Origin of the sequence: Mesorhizobium sp. M0621 (assembly GCF_040320745.1) — a bacterium.
Taxonomy (GTDB): Bacteria; Pseudomonadota; Alphaproteobacteria; order Rhizobiales; family Rhizobiaceae; genus Mesorhizobium.
The window spans coordinates 41,674-59,894 of the sequence record NZ_JAMYQF010000037.1 but is presented as its reverse complement, the minus strand read 5'-3'; the positions used below and the strand labels follow the sequence as shown (position 1 = coordinate 59,894).

General features: G+C 58.9%; 14 protein-coding genes. 10 read left to right on the top strand and 4 right to left on the bottom strand.

What is annotated here, in order from left to right; genetic code table 11:
- The first annotated feature begins 300 nt into the window (after window positions 1-300).
- The 6 genes from NKI38_RS22790 to NKI38_RS22765 all read left to right on the top strand — a co-directional run bounded on the left by NKI38_RS22790 (window position 301) and on the right by NKI38_RS22765 (window position 5,344).
- Window positions 301-1,737: a sensor histidine kinase gene (locus tag NKI38_RS22790; RefSeq protein WP_352660950.1), complete on the top strand. Its 1,437-nt coding sequence runs from the start codon at window positions 301-303 to the stop codon at window positions 1,735-1,737.
- On the top strand, window positions 1,734-2,405 hold the full coding sequence (locus tag NKI38_RS22785) for a response regulator transcription factor (RefSeq protein ID WP_502899357.1): 672 nt from the start codon (window positions 1,734-1,736) through the stop codon (window positions 2,403-2,405). The genes NKI38_RS22790 and NKI38_RS22785 overlap by 4 nt, the downstream gene beginning before the upstream one ends.
- Window positions 2,406-2,521: 116 nt before the next feature.
- On the top strand, window positions 2,522-2,896 hold the full coding sequence (locus NKI38_RS22780; protein WP_352660947.1) for a response regulator transcription factor: 375 nt from the start codon (window positions 2,522-2,524) through the stop codon (window positions 2,894-2,896).
- A 137-nt stretch (window positions 2,897-3,033) separates the two neighbouring features.
- Complete coding sequence (rpoH, locus tag NKI38_RS22775; RefSeq protein WP_352660944.1) at window positions 3,034-3,984, top strand: RNA polymerase sigma factor RpoH; 951 nt, start codon at window positions 3,034-3,036, stop codon at window positions 3,982-3,984.
- Between the two features lie 252 nt (window positions 3,985-4,236).
- Window positions 4,237-4,650 carry a hypothetical protein gene (locus NKI38_RS22770; RefSeq protein ID WP_352660941.1) on the top strand — a complete coding sequence of 138 codons (414 nt, stop codon included), beginning with the start codon at window positions 4,237-4,239 and terminating at the stop codon, window positions 4,648-4,650.
- 238 nt (window positions 4,651-4,888) lie between these two features.
- Window positions 4,889-5,344, top strand: coding sequence for a hypothetical protein (locus NKI38_RS22765; protein WP_352660938.1), 456 nt, complete (start codon window positions 4,889-4,891; stop codon window positions 5,342-5,344).
- On the opposite strand, the gene NKI38_RS22760 is transcribed toward NKI38_RS22765, so the two are convergent.
- From NKI38_RS22760 to NKI38_RS22745, 4 genes are all read right to left on the bottom strand, one after another.
- On the bottom strand, window positions 5,311-6,816 hold the full coding sequence (locus NKI38_RS22760) for an efflux transporter outer membrane subunit (RefSeq protein ID WP_352660936.1): 1,506 nt from the start codon (window positions 6,814-6,816) through the stop codon (window positions 5,311-5,313). The two genes, NKI38_RS22765 and NKI38_RS22760, sit on opposite strands and share 34 nt — an antisense overlap.
- Before the next feature lie 41 nt (window positions 6,817-6,857).
- Window positions 6,858-8,444, bottom strand: a complete 1,587-nt coding sequence (locus tag NKI38_RS22755; RefSeq protein WP_352660934.1) for a DHA2 family efflux MFS transporter permease subunit — start codon at window positions 8,442-8,444, stop codon at window positions 6,858-6,860.
- A complete protein-coding gene (locus tag NKI38_RS22750; protein WP_352660932.1) occupies window positions 8,441-9,688 on the bottom strand; it encodes an HlyD family secretion protein in 1,248 nt (415 codons plus the stop codon). The genes NKI38_RS22755 and NKI38_RS22750 overlap by 4 nt, the downstream gene beginning before the upstream one ends.
- A 506-nt stretch (window positions 9,689-10,194) precedes the next feature.
- Window positions 10,195-10,722 carry a hypothetical protein gene (locus NKI38_RS22745; protein ID WP_352660930.1) on the bottom strand — a complete coding sequence of 176 codons (528 nt, stop codon included), beginning with the start codon at window positions 10,720-10,722 and terminating at the stop codon, window positions 10,195-10,197.
- Between the two features lie 219 nt (window positions 10,723-10,941).
- Here NKI38_RS22745 and NKI38_RS22740 point away from each other — a divergent pair, with 219 nt between their 5' ends.
- The 4 genes from NKI38_RS22740 (at window position 10,942) to NKI38_RS22725 (ending at window position 17,564) form a co-directional block, all read left to right on the top strand.
- Complete coding sequence (locus NKI38_RS22740) at window positions 10,942-12,114, top strand: efflux RND transporter periplasmic adaptor subunit (RefSeq protein WP_352660927.1); 1,173 nt, start codon at window positions 10,942-10,944, stop codon at window positions 12,112-12,114.
- Complete coding sequence (locus tag NKI38_RS22735) at window positions 12,111-15,293, top strand: efflux RND transporter permease subunit (RefSeq protein WP_352660924.1); 3,183 nt, start codon at window positions 12,111-12,113, stop codon at window positions 15,291-15,293. Before NKI38_RS22740 ends, NKI38_RS22735 begins: the two co-directional genes overlap by 4 nt.
- A 739-nt stretch (window positions 15,294-16,032) precedes the next feature.
- A complete protein-coding gene (locus NKI38_RS22730; RefSeq protein WP_352660921.1) occupies window positions 16,033-16,629 on the top strand; it encodes a hypothetical protein in 597 nt (198 codons plus the stop codon).
- A 26-nt stretch (window positions 16,630-16,655) separates the two neighbouring features.
- Complete coding sequence (locus NKI38_RS22725; RefSeq protein ID WP_352660919.1) at window positions 16,656-17,564, top strand: hypothetical protein; 909 nt, start codon at window positions 16,656-16,658, stop codon at window positions 17,562-17,564.
- The last annotated feature ends 657 nt before the right edge of the window (window positions 17,565-18,221 follow it).

Below are 18,221 nucleotides of genomic sequence, written 5' to 3'. Positions count from 1 at the left end.
ATAATCCTGTTTCGTGATACCGCTCTCGTCGCTGCCAGGACTTGCTCGTTGTTGCCTTGGCCGGCTCTGATTTGCGGGTTTTCAGCCAGATATTGGGCTCGCTCCCAAGCCTGTGTCGTTGATGGGTCGCTCGGTCTGTAGAGGATTCGCGGCGAGGTGTTGCAGTGACAAAGGTGCAATCAGGCACCGACGACCGCAATTTCGAACAAGCAAAAAGGATTCAGTTGCCTAGGTTGGACGGCGCGCCACGGAGAGTCGATCAGCAGCGCAAGCGTCGACCAGGAACCGAGCAGAGACCTTATGCGGCACAGACTATCTCCGCCAGCATCCGGCAATTCGCGGCTGGTGGCCCCTCTGGCCATCCTTCTGGCGGCCGGGATATTCGTTGTCGATACAATTGATCCATTTTCTGGAGCGGTAGCGGTCCTCTATGTGGTCGTTATTCTGCTCGCAGGTGCCGCCTTCCGTGGGCGTGGGATTGTCTTGTGTTCGTTCGGCTGTGCAGCGCTCACTTTGTTGAGCTTCTGGGTTGTTCACGGAGACGAAGCCAGTGGAGGCGCGCTCAGCCGCTGCCTCATGAGTATCGCGGCCATCGCCATTACCAGCCTTCTTGTCCTTAGAAACCAGTCGACCTCGACCGACCTTTCTGAAAAGGCCCAACTGCTCGATTTGACGCATGATGCGATTTTCGTACGCAGCATGGATGATCTGATCACTTATTGGAATCGTGGTGCTGAGGCCATTTACGGCTGGTCCGCCGAACACGCGGCGGGAAAGTCCAGCCATCAGTTCCTGCAGACCGTCTTTCCAACGAGAGTGAACGAGATCAATCGGGAACTTCTCAGTTCCGACCGCTGGGATGGTGAGCTCTTGCACACGAAGCGGGACGGATCCGTCGTTGTCGTTTCCAGCCGATGGTCGCTGAAGAGGGATGCCGATGGAAAACCGTTGGCGGTGCTCGAAACGAATACGGACATCTCACAGCGCCGGCGAGCCGAAACCGAAGTGCTGAAGGCTCAGGCTGAACTCGCCCATGTGACACGCCTCACCACCTTGGGCGAATTGACCGCCTCGATCGCGCATGAGGTAAATCAGCCGCTTGCCGGCATCGTTATGAACGGCGAGGCGTCCCTACGATGGATCGATCGCGACAAGCCTGATCTGGATGAGATCCGCAGCGCGGTGATGCGGAGTATCGCTGACGCCCAACGCGCCAGCGGTATCGTCCATCGAATTAGGGCGTTGTCCAAGAAGGGCGACATCCAGATGGCCCTTGTCGACGTGAACGAGATCGTCAACGAGTCCCTCGTATTGGTGCGGCACGAGTTGGTTGCAAATCGTATCACCCTGAAACTGGATCTGGCTCACCGGCCGCTGACCGCACTTGGCGACCGTATCCAGCTTCAACAGGTCCTGATCAATTTGTTGATCAACGGGATTCAGGCAATGGCCCCTTGTAAGAGCGACTTACGGGAAATTCTCGTCACGACGTCGATCGATGGGTTAAATCAGCCAAATGTGAGGGTCCAAGATTCTGGACCAGGCATCGATCCCGATAGTGCCCGGCAATTGTTCAAGGCTTTTTTCACCACCAAGGCGGATGGAATAGGCATGGGGCTGTCGATCTGCCGGTCGATCATTGAGTCACACGGAGGCCGTGTGTGGATCGTGCCTAATCCAGGTGGCGGCGCAATATTCCAGTTCTCTCTGCCAGGCGTCGAAAAGGAATCCGGATGATGATCCGACGCCCTGTCTTTCCCTCCCAATCAGAAGGCAACAACGGCGCCGTGCCCCCGACCGTCCTGGTCGTGGACGACGATCCGTCCTTACGTGAAGCTTTGAGCAGCCTCTTCCGATCTGTTGGTACGCGCGTCGAGCTCTTCGGTTCTGCTCCTGAACTGCTGAACAGTCGGCTTCCCGACGGTCCGAGCTGCCTTGTGCTCGATGTCAGGCTGCCGGAGGTCAGCGGACTCGATTTTCAAACGCAGTTGGCCAAGGCAGGCGTTCATCTGCCGATCATTTTCATGACCGGTCACGGCGACATTCCGATGTCTGTGCGCGCAATGAAGGCCGGGGCTGTCGATTTCCTCACCAAGCCCTTCCGAGATCAGGATATTCTGGATGCAGTCGCCGGCGCACTGGAGCGCGACAGGCAACGAAGAGAGAGAGACCGCGCGCAGTCGGAACTGCAAAGCCTTCTGCGCACCCTGACCCCCCGGGAGCGTGAGGTAATGGCCTTTGTCGCGACTGGATTGATGAACAAGCAAATCGCTGGCGAGATGCAACTCAGTGAAATTACGGTGAAAATCCACCGCGGTCGCCTGATGAAGAAAATGGGTGCCAGAACTCTAGCCGACCTGGTGAAGATGGCCGGCGCCCTGGGGATAGACGCTCCCGGGAAGTAAATTTGTTACACCTCTGTATAACTTTCGCTTTCACGATCGCAGGCGCAACCTCCGCTGAGAAACAGTCGTGGAAACAGCAATGCCTGGGCCATGGGCAAGCACGGAGGAATTGTGAATTGACCCGTAATGCGATGATCTCGATCATCGACGACGATGAGTCCGTTCGACTTGCGACCGCAAGCCTCGTTAGATCGTTGGGCTTCATCGCATCTGCATTCGAATCGGCCGAGGACTTCCTGAGGTCATCCAATCTGGAAGATACGTCGTGCTTGATCTGCGATATCCAGATGCCGGGAATGACAGGGATAGAGCTGCAGGATCATTTGATCGAACATGGCTATCACATACCAACCATCTTGATCACCGCCTTTCCCGAGGAACGCGTCCGCAAACGCGCTTGGGAAACGGGCGCCATCGGCTTCTTCCGCAAGCCCTTGGATAGCCAAGTCATGATCAGCTGTATCGATTCTGTACTTCATGGCAGGCGCTAACGGCACCCGGGTGCACCTTCGCCCTGTAACCGAAGAGGGCGGCCAGCAGCGGAAGCGTCGAACTGAAGCACCCAACATCGAAAGTCTATGGGCGTCGAGAAACAACGAATCCCCGCGACGTAGGTAAGGAGAGCTTCATGTCACGCGCAGCACCAACTAATTTTTCGAGCGAAAGCGGGCTTCGTCGTTATCTCGACGCGATCAAATATCTCCCCATGCTGACGCAAGGGCAGGAACAAACGCTGGCGAGCCGCTGGCGTGAGCGCAACGATCTGGAGGCCGCTCACCAACTGGTGACGTCGCATCTTCGCCTGGTTGCCGCGGTTGCCATGCGTTACCGCGGCTACGGACTGCCGATGTCGGAGGTAATCTCGGAAGGCAGCATCGGTCTGGTCAAGGCAGTCAATCGCTTCGAACCAGAGCGCGGCCTTCGGTTGGCGACTTATGCTGTCTGGTGGATAAGGGCGGCCATTCAGGAATATGTTCTGCGCTCTTGGTCGCTGGTGAAGATGGGCACGACGCCCAATCAAAGAAAGCTGTTCTTCAATTTGCGGCGACTCAAGGCTCGCCTCTCAGCGCTCGAAGATCATGATCTGCATGCGGATCAGGTGGAATTCATCGCAAATAAACTTGGGGTGACGGAACAGGAAGTTGTCTACATGAACAGCCGCGTGAGCGGAGATACGTCGCTCAACGCGCCCCTGCGAGGTCGAGCCGAAGGCGAATGGCAGGATCTGCTGGTCGAAGGCGAGGACAACCAGGAGCACAAGCTCGTTCAGATCGAGGAAGCCTCCAACCGGCATAGAGCGCTGGTCGACTCGCTTGGCGTGCTCAACGAACGCGAACAGCGCGTCCTTGAGGCGCGTCGGCTTGCGGATAACCCGAGGAGCTTGGCGGATCTCTCCAGCGAATTTGGCGTTTCGCGCGAGCGTGTGCGTCAAATTGAGATGCGCGCCTTCGAAAAATTGCAAAATGCAGTGAAGGTTGTCTATGCGAAACGGGACGCCATGCCCGTCGGCGAACGCATGAGCCTTGGAGTTGCGTCCATTGCACATCCTGATCCCGGCGCGTCTTGGGGCAGCCCATAGGTTACCAGCGCATCCGACGCGACGACCGGTCCCGCTCTGGTCAGACCGGGATACCTTCCCAGCCAAGGCCCGGAAGGCGCGCTGCGTGCCTGTGTAGGGCACATTCGCCGGCACCGCATGAAATCACCAGTAGTATACGTAGTTAAAAGATATATATGAGTCAAACAATCGTATTATGCCGAAGGTCGCCTCCTGTATCTATATCAGTATGGCTTTCAACGACTAAGAAAGCCTCAACTACAGGAGCGTATTATGAAAAGAGCAACAACAGTCTTGGCGACGATCGCCTTGGGCGCAATGCTGGCGGCTGGCTCAGCGACGGTCTCGATGGCGCACGGCGGTGGCGGCGGGCACGGCGGCGGCTTTGGTGGTGGCGGCGGCTTTGGCGGCGGCGGTGGTCATGGCATGAGCATGGGCGGTGGCGGCCATGCCGGAGGCTTTAGCGGCGGCCGCGGCGAAGGCTTTGGCGGTGGTCACGGCATGAACCCTGGCAGCGACGGTCGTACTGCAAGCATGGGTGATGGCGCCCATGTCCGCGGAGTCCATGCCGGCGAAGGTCATAGGTTCAGAAGGGGTCGCGGTTTCGGCAGTGACTTCTATGACGACGGCTACTGTGGTTACCCGTATCCATACTACGGTTATCTCGAGTACCCATATTGTCCGTGATCCACCCCTCTTCGAATCCGGACTCCACAGCTTGAGTGGGGACCGGATTCGAACGGCGAAAGATTTGGCTCGCACGTCAACCGAACTGCGGCCCGGCTGAATCTCGTTTCACAGCCGATATCACCATCGATCGCTATATATATCCATCAATCCTAGGTTCTATTCCGAGAGGTAAATACAGGACTAATACAAGTATTGTTCAAACAGTCTTGGAGTCCTCAATCTGAAGGAGCGTATTGTGGGAAAATCAGCAACAACATTGGCGAAGATCGCGTTGGGCGTGATGCTGGCGACCGGCACGGCGACGGTTTCCATGGCGCGCAGCGGCGGCAGTGACGGTCACGCCGTACACTCTGGCAGCGGTGCCATTGGCAACCGCCAGCACCACAAGGTCTTTTTTCGCGATCGGGAACTTGGCGATCTGCAAGATGACAACCAGCCCTGGTTGAACGACGACACCGACACGGCTTACTGCTCGTTTGATGCCGTGGATCCGAGTTACCGGATCCAATGGAATCTGGCACTCTTGCCTGTGACCCAATCTCGCCAAGTGGAGTGGTTTGGATTGAAGCGGTCCTGTTTCCGCGCCAATTGGCAAGTTGACCGATTTCCAAGCCAGCTTGCCCAAAGGTCGACGTTGAGCCCTTCTCGCTGTCGAGGTCATGCCGGCTTTCCTGCTTTCAAAGTTCGTTGAGCATTGATCGGCGGTTTGGGCGGTGCGTTCGGATACGTCAATTCCCACCCGCCACCGAGCGCTTTGTACAATTGGACGAGGTCGATCGAGATGTTGGTCGTGCTCTGTGCGTGATCCTGTTCGGCTTGCAGCAGTGTGCGTGCAGTGTCGAGCACCGTGTCGAACTCGGTGACTCCGTCATTGTAGCGGTCACGGGCCAGCGACAAGGCCTGACGCAGATGCTCGACTTGCCTGGCCAGTCGGGAGCGCCGCTGCCGTTCGGTGCGGTAGGCGATGAGGGCATCGACAACTTCGTGCCAGGCTCGCAGCACCGTCCTGTGGTAGGCGATCGCCGCCTCGACCTGCTGGGCCTTGCGAAGCTCCAGTGTCGCCTTCAGCCGGCCACCCTGGAAAATCGGTATCGAAATGCTCGGGCCGAGATTGGTTGTGATGGCCCTGGCCGTCAACAAGTTCCCGACCTTGAGGGCGTCGAAGCCCACCGATCCGTTCAGCTGGATGGAGGGATAGAATTCGGCCACTGCCACTCCGATGTCTGCGGTGGCCGCGTGAAGCTGCGCTTCCGCGGCGCGAATGTCCGGGCGCCGCCGCGCGAGATCGGAAGGAATGCAGGCCGGAACCCGGGCAGGCATCGGCACCACCTGTTTCCCGGTGGCGAGTTCGCCGCGCAGCGCATCGGGCGGCAAGTCGAGCAGGAAGCTCACGGCGTTGATCTGCTGCGCTTCTTGTTGTTGCAGGCCGGGCAGTTCGGCACGGATGGCCTCGACCTGCGCGGCGGCGTTCTCGACGTCCAGACTGGTTGACAAACCTTTCAGTTGGCGCGTTTGCGTCAGCTGCAAAATGTCTCGCCGGATCTTCAGATTGTCGTTGGCGATCCTGATCAGGATCTGCGTGCCGCGCAACTGGATGTAGTCGCGTGCGGTTTCAGCGAGGCTCGAGACGAGCGTGTCACGCCGCCGTTCCTCGGAAGACTGAACCTGCGCATCCGCAGCTTCGACCTGGCGGCGGACATGCCCCCAAAGATCGAGTTCCCAGGATGCGTCGAAGCCGCTGGCAAACAGGTCGGCCGGCTTTGCGGAAGAAATGGTGCTGCCCGGTGAACCAAGCAGACCGCCGATCAGGCTGCCTTTGGCACTCACATCGTCAAGGCTTTGATGTTGGTATCTGGCGCTGCCATTCAGGCCAGGCAGTTGAGCGGAGGCCACGGCCGCGCGCTGAAAACGGCTTTCTGCGAGCCGGATGGTCGCGGTCTTCACATCGAGGTTGGCGTCGGCGACGCGCTGCATGAGCGAGGTAAGGGCCGGGTCTTGAAAGGCCTGCCACCAGGCGGGGTCGACAGGCTCGAGAACCGTCGCGCTGGATCCCCGGGAGTTATCCAGCGCAGCTGCCGCGCCGTTCGTAAACCAGCGTTTCGGCAAGCCCGGATCAGGCCGAACGAAATCCGGTCCGACAGTGCAACCCGCCAGCGCGAACATCACTGGAACCGCCACAACAGCGCGCAAATGTTTGCCCATGATCAACCTGTGTCGCTGGCGCTCTCGCCGTCGGCAGCCTTCTTGCCGGAAAGCAGGAGGCAAAATGGAACGGCGAGGAAGGCGACAAAGGAAAAGAATAGAAAGACGTCCGAATAGGCGAGGACGGCAACTTGCGTCTGGAAGGCTTGGTAGACCTTTCCAACCGCCATTCCATGGACTGATCCCGCGGCATGCCCCGTTGCCGTCAATGCACGTTCATATTGATCAACCAACGCGTTGTAGGGTTGATGAAAGGGCGAGGCCCATTCCGAAAGGTAGGACTGCCGGATCTGGCTCCGCTCGGTGACGAGCGAGGTTGCGACGGAAATTCCTATCGAACCGGACACGTTGCGAACCATCGAAAAGAGGGCAGCCCCGTCGCCGCTCAGTTCGCGTGGCAAGCTGAGGTAAGTGGTCGTACTGATGGGCACGAACAAAAACGCCAGTGCGGCCGCCTGCAAGCTGCGCATCAGCACGAGTGTCGGGAAATCGATATTCGGTGCCAGATGACTCGAGAACAACAGCGCGCCTCCCATCACCAAAAAACCCGCAGCCACGACGAACCGCGTCTGGACGATTGTCATGAGGCGTCCAACCAATGGAATGAGGACGATGACAATGATGCCGCCTGGAGAAAGAATGAGCCCCGCCCAGGTTGCGGTATAGCCAAGAACCTGTTGTGCGAGCTGTGGGATGACGACGGCGCTCGCGTAGAGGATACTGCCCATCGCCGCGATCATTGCGCAGCCGGCGGTGAAATTCCTATCCTTGAACACGTCGAGATTGACGATCGGTTTCTTGGCAATTAGCAGCCAGCCGATCGCCCCCACGATTCCCAGGAAAGCGAGCAGCGCCATCAATACGATGAAGGGCGAACCGAACCAATCGTCGTCCGTGCCGCGATCCATCATGATCTGCAGGCATCCGAGACCAACCGTGATGAGCGACAGGCCAATGTAGTCGAGCCCCCGGCTCTTCCTGTCCTTCACCCAAGGTGGATCTTCGACGAGGATCGCATTCAAGAAAACCGCGAGGATGCCCACGGGTATGTTGATGAAGAAAATCCAGCGCCACGTCGACTGATCGGTGATAATGCCGCCTAGAGTCGGGCCGAGGACGGGGGCGACGACGGTTGCGATCGCCGTCACGCCGAATGCGGCCGCGAGCCTGGCCGGTGGGAACGTGTCCAGGATGATCGACTGCTGGTTCGGTTGCAGGCCGCCGCCAAAAAAGCCCTGCAGCAACCGGAAGACGATCAGTTCGCCCAGACTGGTCGCCGTCCCGCACAAGAACGAAAAGACCGTGAACATGGTGATGCAGATCAGGAAATAGCGTTTGCGCCCGAAGAGATCGCTCAGCCAGCCAGAAATGGTCAGCACGATCCCATTTGCCACCAGGTAAGAGGTGAGCGCCCAGGTCGCCTCGTCGCTGCTCGCCGATAGACTGCCGGCGATGTGCGGCAAGGCAACATTGACAATCGTCGTGTCGAGGACTTCCATGAAGGCGGCAAGGGTCACCGAAACCGCGATGAGCCAGGGGTTGTAGTGCGGCTTCCAGGTCGCGCTGGCTTCGGCTGGAGCGCTGCTCATCGAACCGAAACCGTCGGAACCACCGAGATCCCGAGCGGCAGCGGACGCTTAGGATCGAGCCCGCTGTCGATGACGATCTTAACTGGTACGCGTTGGACTATCTTTACGAAATTGCCGGTGGCGTTTTCGGGTGGGAAGGCGGTGAATTTCGAGCCGGACCCCATCTGGACACTGTCGATATGGCCATGCAGGTCAAGCCGAGGATAGGCATCCACGTCGATCTTTACGCTCTGACCGGGCCGCAGACCATCAAGCTGGTTTTCCTTGAAGTTGGCCGTGATCCACATGTCCGGCGGAACGATCGAGAAAATCTGCTGGCCAGGCGTGACGTAGTTGCCCATTTCCACGTTGCGCCGGGTTATCCAGCCATCCTGCGGCGCCGTCACGACCGTCCAGGAGAGGTTGAGTTCGGCTTGATCGAGCTGCGCTTGAGCCTGCTCGACCTTACCGTTCAGCTGTCCGACCTGCGCATCGCTCTGGCCGATGTGCTGCTCGACCGGTGAACTCAGCTGAACCTGGGCTTCGGCTTGCGTGACTTGCGCTTTGCTTTGGCGCAGCGCCGCCAACGCGGCATCGACCTCCTGCTGCGTTGTCGCGGCCTTCGGCAGAGTGCTCTGCCGGTCATAGTCGGCCTGGGCCTTTGTCAAATTGGCCTTTGCAGTCAGCAATTGAGCCTGGGCCTGTTGGAACAGGGCGGGGAAATTCTTGCGAGCGATCTCGGTCGCCAGCCGTTCCCCCGCAGCTTGCGCTTGGGCGCTATCCAGGGTCCCCTGCACCCGGTTCCGCTCGCTCCTGTAGGAGCGCGGATCGATATGGATCAGCGGATCACCCATGTGTACAAATTGGTTGTCCGTCACGTCCAGCGATACGACGAGGCCCGAAACCTGCGGTGCGATGGTGACAACCCGCCCATCGACATAGGCATCATCCGTGCTCACCAAGTTGCGGTTCGCGTACCAGTAATAGGACCCGGCGAGGACAAGAGCAGCCAGGACAATGAAACCGATGATGAAGACGGCTGGCCGACGGTTTCGGTGTCCGGTATCTGAACCGCCTGGTCCGAGCACATGCTCGGCTGCGACGGTCGCCTCGTGCTGCTCGTCCGCGGGCAGCGGGCCTCCAGGAGCTTGTTGACCATGATCGCCTTGATCAGGGCGGCTATCGGCGGTTATGGGGATAGTGGAGTTCGGAACGCGCGCGATCACAAATGTCTCACCGATAGGGGCGCTCGCCGGCGGCATCATGGACCCGCCACTGGCTTGGCGGAGTAACCTGATCCTGGCGGTCTGGGACATCGGGCGCCTCTCTCATGCGAACTGATCTGAGACGTTTCCTGAAGTCGTCGATTTCGTCTGTAGCGACCCCTATCCGTTTGCAGGACCGCTCAAACACCTCGGCGCAAGCCAGGTTGCCATGCTGGCCCCTGCGGTCATGAGTTCGTTTCGCCGCAGCTGACGATCAACACGTTCTTGGGGCAATTGGCTGTCTCGCCTTCTGCCCACATTAAATTGCCAGCGACCATGCGATCCATCCCGCAAAGGTATGCGAGAATGAGGTAGAAGTCTGAGTGGCTCATACATTGGTTTGTAGGCGAGACGAGGAGCCGTCAAACGCTCGGGATCGGCGTGCAAATAGAGAAATCCGGCCGCCTTTACGGAAGAGCGCTCCCCTTCCATCTGCCATCATTTCCGATCTGACCGGGCGAAATGCGCTGCAACGGCCCAACGCCGTTCTTTTACGCATGCCTCACCTAGACACGCGAAGCGACGGCAGTTCCAATGCGAAACGACAATGATGTTGCCATGCCAATCTTGCCGATCGCCATTGCGATCGCTCTCTTGCTCAGCGGGCCGAGCCTCGCGCAAGTCAGCACGATCACGCCGCCAACAGGAATGACCTCGCCCCTCTCTGGCGATGGTTCGCCCCTCAATCCGGTTGGTATTCCCCTGGGCGCGGTCGAACTCGATCCAGGTGGCTTGACCACGGCTGGCTCGCCAACGACATCTGGCTCCATAGGCACGAGCAATTCCGGGTGTACCAATGTCCTGGCGCCTGGTGTTCTGGCGTCACCTTCCGAAGTTGCCGGAACGCCCTCCGCCCTCTCCACTTTCGATGGCGGAGGCGTTGACGGAACCACGACCATGAGCGGGACGTCTGTGAGCCCGATGCTTTCAACAGTATTGGGCACCTGCAGCACGACGGCGTCGAGCGCGTCGTCGTCCGGCACCACATCGATACTGTCCACCACCACTGGCACATCGTCCGGGACATCGTCCACGAGTCTTGGGACCCCGGCTGGGATTCCGCTGGGGTCTTCGGAACTCAGCAATTTGGGAGTGAGCCCGATAATTAGCATTCCAACGCCCGATTTAGCCGATCCGGTGACAAGTCCACTGGTTACGGTTCCGACCTGCGGCAGCACGGGTGTGACAGGCACAAACACGCTGTCGGCGTCCGGCTGCTGACGAAAGCGATCCCGTCTTTGTAGGAGCCCTCGATGCGCAAGCGACCCGTCATTGTTGCCGCGCTGCTGATCTTGATCGGCGGCGTTGGGTTCGCAGCCAAGCATGTCTACGATCCTTCCGAACCTGCGGCGGCCTCTGTTCCTGCGCCGGCGGTTCCGGTCGTTGCCGGAAAAGTGGCCAGTCACGACGTGCCGATCTACCTGCGTGGAGTGGGAACGGTGATCGCCTACAACAACGTGGTGGTGCACAGCCTGATTGCAGGACCGATTACGAAGATCGCATTCACGCAAGGTCAGACAGTGAAAAAGGGCGATCTGCTGGCGCAGATCGACCCAGATCCCTATCAGGCACAAATCGATCAGATTACCGCGACCGGCGATCGCGACCAGGCGCAACTCGTCAACGCGCAGGCAAATCTGGACCGCTACACGCCACTGCTGGCGAAAGGCTTTGCCACTTCCCAGCTGGTGGCCACGCAGAAGGCTCAGGTCATCCAGCTCCAGGCGACAATCAAGGCAGACGAGGCTCTGTTACAGGCCGCTCAGATCAATCTGAGCTACACCCGTCTGACCTCGCCGATCGACGGTGTAACGGGTATCCGGCAGATCGACGAAGGCAACATCATTCATCCGACCGATACTTTTGGTCTGGTCGACGTTGCGCAGATCCAACCGATCTCGTTGATCTTTACGCTGCCCGAGGAAACCCTCCCTCAGATCCAGCAGCAGATGGCCAAGGGGCCGCTTACGGTCTTTGCGTACAGCCAGGACGACAAGACCAAGCTCGACGAAGGCAAACTCCTGCTTGTCGACAACCAGATCGTCCAGACGACAGGTACGATCCGCCTCCGGGCCACGTTTCCGAACGCTGGGAAGCAGCTCTGGCCGGGTGCGCTCGTGAATGCGCGTTTGCTTGTTGATACCCGCAATGGGGGGCTGACGATCGCCGGGTCGGCAGTGCAGCAAGGTCCGAACGGCTCCTATGTTTACGTGATCGCACCTGATGGAACCGCGCAGATGCGGCCTGTCACTGTTGCACAGCTGACGGGGGGACAAGCTCTCATCGATTCGGGCCTCAAGGCGAACGAAACTGTCGTGGTCGACGGACAGTACAGGCTCGCGCAGGGCACCCCCGTCCAAGTACTGCAGGGCAAAGCCGCTGATGAGGCCGCCCTGCAAAGCGCAGTGCAGCAAGCGATCCCGTGAACATCTCGGCCCCTTTCATTCATCGGCCAATCGCGACAGGCCTGCTGATGGTGGGTCTGCTGCTGTGTGGGCTCGCTACTTATCAGCTTCTGCCGGTCGCATCCCTGCCAAACGTCAACTTTCCTACGATTCAGGTATCAGCGCAGTTGCCCGGCGCCGATCCCGAAACCATGGCGTCGTCGGTAGCCACCCCGCTTGAGCAACAGATAAGCCAGCTCCCCGGCGTGACCCAGCTGACTTCGACCAGCGCGCTCGGCAGCACACAGCTCTCCGTTCAGTTCGACCTCAGCCGGAGCGTCGACAGTGCAGCGGTTGACGTGCTGTCGGCGATCAATGCCGCCAGCCCCGATCTGCCGCTGGGCATCCCTTATCCGCCGACCATCCGTAAGGTTAATCCGGCGGATACGCCGATCCTAGTGCTCGCACTGACATCCGATACCCTGCCGCTAACGACGGTTGATGCCTATGCGGAAAACATCCTGCTGCCGAAGATCTCGCAAATCTCCGGCGTCGGTCTTGTCGGCATTGGCGGCCAGCAGAAGCCGGCGATCCGTGTGCAGATCAATCCGCAAGCCGCCGCGGCCCGCGGCATTGGCCTTGAAGATGTTCGCAACGTGCTTGGCGAGGCCAATGTTGATATTGCGAAGGGCACGCTCAATAGCCCGCGTCAAACCTTCACGCTCAACACCAACGACCAGCTGCTCAAGTCTGACCCCTACAATGATATTATCGTCGCCTATCGCAATGGCTCGCCTGTCCGCATCCGCGACATCGGCATCGCGATCGACGGGCCGGAGAACCACTTTGTAGCCGCCTGGTTCGACAAGAAGCCCGCTATCTTGCTGGCCATCCGGCGCCTGCCCGGTGCCAATGTGATCGAGACGGTTGGCCGCATTCAGGCTTTGTTGCCCCAGTTGCAAGCCTCGATCCCGCCCGGCATCAAGGTATCGGTCGTTTCGGACCGCACACAAACCATCCGTGCCTCGGTCGCAGACGTTCAGTTCACGTTGATGCTGACCGTCGCTCTGGTGGTGATGGTGATATTCCTGTTCCTGCGCAATTTCTGGGCCACATTCATTCCCGCAGTAACCGTACCCCTTTCGCTCGTCGGCACCTTTGCCGTGCTTTATGCGCTTGGTTACAGCCTCGACAATCTGTCGCTCATGGCCTTGTCGATTGCGGTCGGCTTCGTCGTCGACGATGCAGTCGTCGTGATCGAGAACATCGTCCGCCACGTCGAAGAAGGCCTTACCCCCATGGAGGCTGCGCTGAAGGGCTCGAGCGAGATCGGCTTCACCATCATTTCGATTACGCTGTCGCTCATCGCCGTATTCATTCCACTATTTCTGATGGGAGGCTATGTCGGCGAACTCTTCCAGGAATTCGCCGTGACGGTGAGCGTCTCACTGATCCTGTCGCTGGTGATCTCGCTCACGCTGACGCCAATGATGTGTGCGCGTCTGCTCAAGAATGAGGCCAACGTCAGGCACGGGCGGCTCTACAATATTTGCGAAAGCGGGTTCGACGCGCTGCTTGGATTGTATAGCCGGGGCCTAAAGATCGTCCTGCGGCACACTTTCATTACGCTGCTCGTCATGCTCGGAACGATTGCCGTCACCGGCTATCTCTACGTTGTCATCCCGAAGGGCTTTTTCCCGCAACAAGACACCGGCCTGATTATCGGCGTCACAGAGGCCGATCAGGATATCTCGTTCCCGGCTATGGCCGAGCGCCAGCAGGCGATAACCGACGTTGTGCTAAAGGATCCGGCGGTAGCTTCGGTCGGAGCCTCGATAGGAGCAACTGGCGGGAGCACACTCAATCGAGGGACGATGTACATTGCCTTGAAGCCCAACAACCAGCGTGACGTCAGCGCCGATCAGGTGATCAGCCGGCTGTCATCCCAACTCGCCAGGACACAAGGCATAGCGCTGTACATGCAAGCGGCGCAGGACATCACTGTCGGCGGTCGGGTTTCGAAGACGCAGTATCAATATACTCTGGCCGATGCCGATTCCAACGAGCTCAACCATTGGGCGCCGATCTTCCTCGACAAGCTTAGAGGAATACCAGGAATCGTTGACGTGGCCACCGATCAGGAGAATGCCGGACCACTGCTCGACGTGACCGTCAATCGCGAAGTCGCGTCGAGTTTCGGTATCCTTCCATCGACGATCGACAACACGCTCGACGATGCCTTCGGCCAGCGCATCGTCTCCACAATGTTCACGCAACTTAACCAGTATCACGTCGTTCTCGAGGTCAGCCCGGAATTCCAGTACGGCCCCGAAGCGCTCAAGGATATTTATCTGAATTCTTCGACAGGGCAGCAGGTGCCGTTAAGCGCGCTGGTGACCAGCGTGACGAAGGCCGCGCCGATCGTGATCAATCATCAGGGCATGTTTCCGGCGGTCACGATCTCCTTCAATCTAAAACCCCGGGCGGCGCTTGGAAATGCGGTCGCCGCTATCCAGCAGTTCGAACGCGATGCCGGAAAGCCTGCTTCGCTTGCAACCAGCCTCCAGGGCAATGCGCAAGCCTTTCAGTCGGCGTTATCAGGTACACCAATCCTGATCGGAGTGTCGCTGATAGTTATCTACATCATCCTCGGAGTGCTCTACGAGAGCCTGATCCATCCGATTACCATTCTGTCGACGCTGCCTTCAGCCGCTATCGGCGCCTTGTTGTTGCTGATGGCGGTCCATATGGACTTCAGCGTGATAGCGCTGATCGGCGTTATCCTGCTGATCGGCATCGTCAAAAAGAACGGCATCATGCTTGTCGACTTTGCGCTCCAGGTCGAGAGGAACGAAGGTCTCAGTCCACAGGAGTCGATCTACCGGGCCTGCACCATACGTTTCAGGCCGATCCTGATGACCACCATGGCGGCGATGCTGGGCGGCGTGCCGTTGATGCTGGGCACCGGCGCCGGATCGGAAATCCGCCAGCCGCTCGGCTACACGATCGTGGGTGGCTTGGTGCTGTCGCAAATTCTCACGCTCTACACGACGCCGGTGGTTTACCTGTATCTTGAGCGACTCGGTAGATTCGTGGGCGGCTTGCGAGGCGCAAGCACACTGCCTGCGGAACCCGAGCAAGGCGAACTCTTCTCGGAACCACGCACCCGGCCGGCTAGGCAGGAGGCTCAGGCCCCGTTGTCAGGGGGTATGAAGCAGTAGACGGGTGTTCGCAGCCGCGCAAATGTGAGCTGTTTCGTTCTATGAGTAGGGCCGTGTTCGGGTACCGTTTGGGCCTCTATCAGCGTCCACGCTCGAGTTTGCCCACCTCTTTCCCCTCGAACTTAGCGACCGTTGGCCGACGGTCGCCGCCGTTGCAGCATAAGCCACCCGGTGTGTTATGCATCCCCCTGTAGATGTGCCACTTCTCGTGGCCCTGGCCTTAGTTGCCCTCGGGCGGGCCAGGCGGGGCGGGAGAAGTGTGGTCCTGAGCCAGTGCGGGGCTGGCCACCAGCAGGAAAACCAGTAGGCGGAAGTCCATCGCCCAACATTCTCCATTCGGTGTTGAGGGTTGTCTCAACGAAACAGTCCAGAGAGCAAAAATAGTACTGGTGAGGTAATTTCACCTCACACCCGCAGCTTAGACATTTCATTTGTTCCTCCTTTTCTTCTCTGGGAAGCATGCCTAGGTTTTGCCATCGGATTGAATTATCCATTGGTATAGATGAGCGAGCTAATTGGTGAACGGTTACTCATGATGGCATGTCGATCAGGTATCGGCTGACGGTATTTGCATGAACCGCAAGCACTGTCAGGGCCGCGAAATCAGCGTTACACGTCGGCTTTGCTTGAAGCCAATTGAAGAAGTCAACGGGCGAAACACGAACCAGGCGGCGTTTGCGAAAGATATGTCTTTGCTTGAGCGCAACACTCGACGCTCGATCCACGAGGAGTTCAACGCATGGCGCCCAGGAAGTCGATGCGGTCCTACAAGTCCTCTGCCGGAGGTCGGGGCGTGCTGCGGGCGACCGGCCTGGCCCTCACGGAGCAGGGCATCGCAATGGGCGCTGTGGGGCTCGGGTGCTTCTTGTCCCTGGGTTGCGGTCGGCATCGTTCGGCCCCTAGCTCCGCGGTTCCTGCCGGCACAGGCCCGCTCGACACGCCGACCATCGACGCGTTGTCTTCGCGCGAGCATCTCGGTAAGTCGCGCTGGTTCGAACTCTTCGCCATGATGGCACCGCCCTGTCTTTTTGCCGTGCTCGCGGGCTGGACCACGGACGCCGGTGCCGAATCGCTTTTGATTTGCCTCGCTATCTATTCGGATGCGTTGATTGCCTTGCTTTGGTTTGTAGAGAAAGGCGATGCCCAGACTGAACCGCCTCTGTCTCATCGGCGCCCCTGGCGGACGGCCCGATGCGTGAAGGGTGCCAAGGGGATGATCGTCCTCAATTCCTGCAGCCAGTGGATGCAGGCGAAACCCACGGACGACGAAGCGCTCGGCATCGGGCGCTTCGAGCGATCGAGGCCGAATCCTGAACACCGTCGCCTTCGATTGTGAGCGCCTAATGGGTGTAGGAGAGTGGGATGGCTAATCGGGTCTGGCACTTGACTGTGCCCAGCTTCTTGTTATCTCTCGTTGCAAGTTCGGAAGCGTCTGCGTCCTACGTTGGGGACCGCTTCTTTCCCTCGACTCTGGCGACCGTCGTTCCCACTCCGGCCGATTTCGTCAATTTTCCCCAATTAACGCAGTTGCCTGACACCGCCTCGCACGAGGTCGATTTTCCCTTCTCCTACAGCAAGCTCATCACCCCGGATTGGTCGGTCTCGTTCACCGCGAACTACCGCATGATCGATCACGAGGGGAGCACACGGGCGGGCTTCGACAATCTGGTGCTCGACACACAGTACGAACTCTATTCCAGTGCAGAGCATGAGTTCGTGCTCTCGGCAGGCGGCACGCTGGCGCTGGGCGGCACCGGATCGTCCGACATCGGTGCCAAGTCGTTCTCCGTGCTGACGCCGACCGTTTACGTGGGCAAGGGCTTCGGCGATCTGTCGGATTCTATGGCGTGGCTGCAACCGGTCAATGTCACCGCGACCCTCGGAGTCGCACTGCCAACTGAATCCACCACCGTGGTAGGTACCACCTCGGTAGACAACCCAGACATCCTGCAATGGGGCTTTGCCCTGGAATACAGCCTGCTCACCAATTCTCATTCCGCAGGCAAGGGGAATGCTCATCGCTTCGCCGAGGGTCTGGTGCCGCTGGTGGAACTTGCGATGCAGACGCCCCTGAACGGGCCGTCGACCGGAGAGACCACGGGCACGATCAATCCTGGCGTCATCTGGGTGGGCGAGTACGCCCAACTCGGGGTGGAGGCGATCATTCCGATCAATGAGAGCTCGGGCCGCGACATCGGCGTGCGTGCACAGCTCCACTTCTATCTCGGCAACATCTTTTCGAACGCGATCGGAAAGCCGATCTTCGACTGATCGCGCGCCGCGTTGTGTATGAACATGACCAGGATCCTCAGCGGTCGGAGGCCAGGCCGCCATGCGAGAGCTTCGGATCAATCTATGAGAGCCGACGAGGAGGGGCGCCCTAGCCTTATGCTCCGCATCACTCCCTGCTGGGCGAATTATACTCCAAGGTTATGGAGATAAATAATTACAGCTAGTTAGATGGGTTTCGTATACTGCCGCGAGACGTGTTTCCAAGCCTATGTAAATGTCGCCGGCATGAGCGACATTTCTGTCGCCAATTCGAGTTTCGCCGGCTGCGCAACAGAACAACAGGTGAAACACATGAGCTCTTTTCCAATCGCGGCTGTATTCCCGGCAGTCCTCCTGTCGACCGCTTGGGCCGCCGCAGCAAGTTCGCCTCCGGGACACACGCAGGTGAAGTTCAATCATGTCGAACGAAAAACGAACAGCAACCACTCATCGTTGCCGAGGCCCGTCCAAGAACCGACAACCAGATCGGCCAAGAAGCCCGTATCGCAGTCCATTCCTTCCCGTCGAGGACGTCGCTATGAGGCGGTCGAGCGCCCGTGGCGACGTCGGATACTTGTCTCCGAAATCGCGCGACATATCGCGCCGCAAGCAAGTCGCATCGCTGAAGGTGCCGACGCCGGAAACGCTTCGGTGATC

What these genes read in the sequence shown, in the direction of transcription:
- NKI38_RS22790 (WP_352660950.1), top strand. Translation starts at nt 301, where the DNA reads ATGCGGCACAGACTATCTCCGCCAGCATCCGGCAATTCGCGGCTGGTG.
- NKI38_RS22785 (WP_502899357.1), top strand. Translation starts at nt 1,734, where the DNA reads ATGATGATCCGACGCCCTGTCTTTCCCTCCCAATCAGAAGGCAACAAC.
- rpoH (WP_352660944.1), top strand. Translation starts at nt 3,034, where the DNA reads ATGTCACGCGCAGCACCAACTAATTTTTCGAGCGAAAGCGGGCTTCGT.
- NKI38_RS22770 (WP_352660941.1), top strand. Translation starts at nt 4,237, where the DNA reads ATGAAAAGAGCAACAACAGTCTTGGCGACGATCGCCTTGGGCGCAATG.
- NKI38_RS22760 (WP_352660936.1), bottom strand. Translation starts at nt 6,816, where the DNA reads ATGTTCGCGCTGGCGGGTTGCACTGTCGGACCGGATTTCGTTCGGCCT.
- NKI38_RS22755 (WP_352660934.1), bottom strand. Translation starts at nt 8,444, where the DNA reads ATGAGCAGCGCTCCAGCCGAAGCCAGCGCGACCTGGAAGCCGCACTAC.
- NKI38_RS22750 (WP_352660932.1), bottom strand. Translation starts at nt 9,688, where the DNA reads ATGATGCCGCCGGCGAGCGCCCCTATCGGTGAGACATTTGTGATCGCG.
- NKI38_RS22740 (WP_352660927.1), top strand. Translation starts at nt 10,942, where the DNA reads ATGCGCAAGCGACCCGTCATTGTTGCCGCGCTGCTGATCTTGATCGGC.
- NKI38_RS22730 (WP_352660921.1), top strand. Translation starts at nt 16,033, where the DNA reads ATGGCGCCCAGGAAGTCGATGCGGTCCTACAAGTCCTCTGCCGGAGGT.
- NKI38_RS22725 (WP_352660919.1), top strand. Translation starts at nt 16,656, where the DNA reads ATGGCTAATCGGGTCTGGCACTTGACTGTGCCCAGCTTCTTGTTATCT.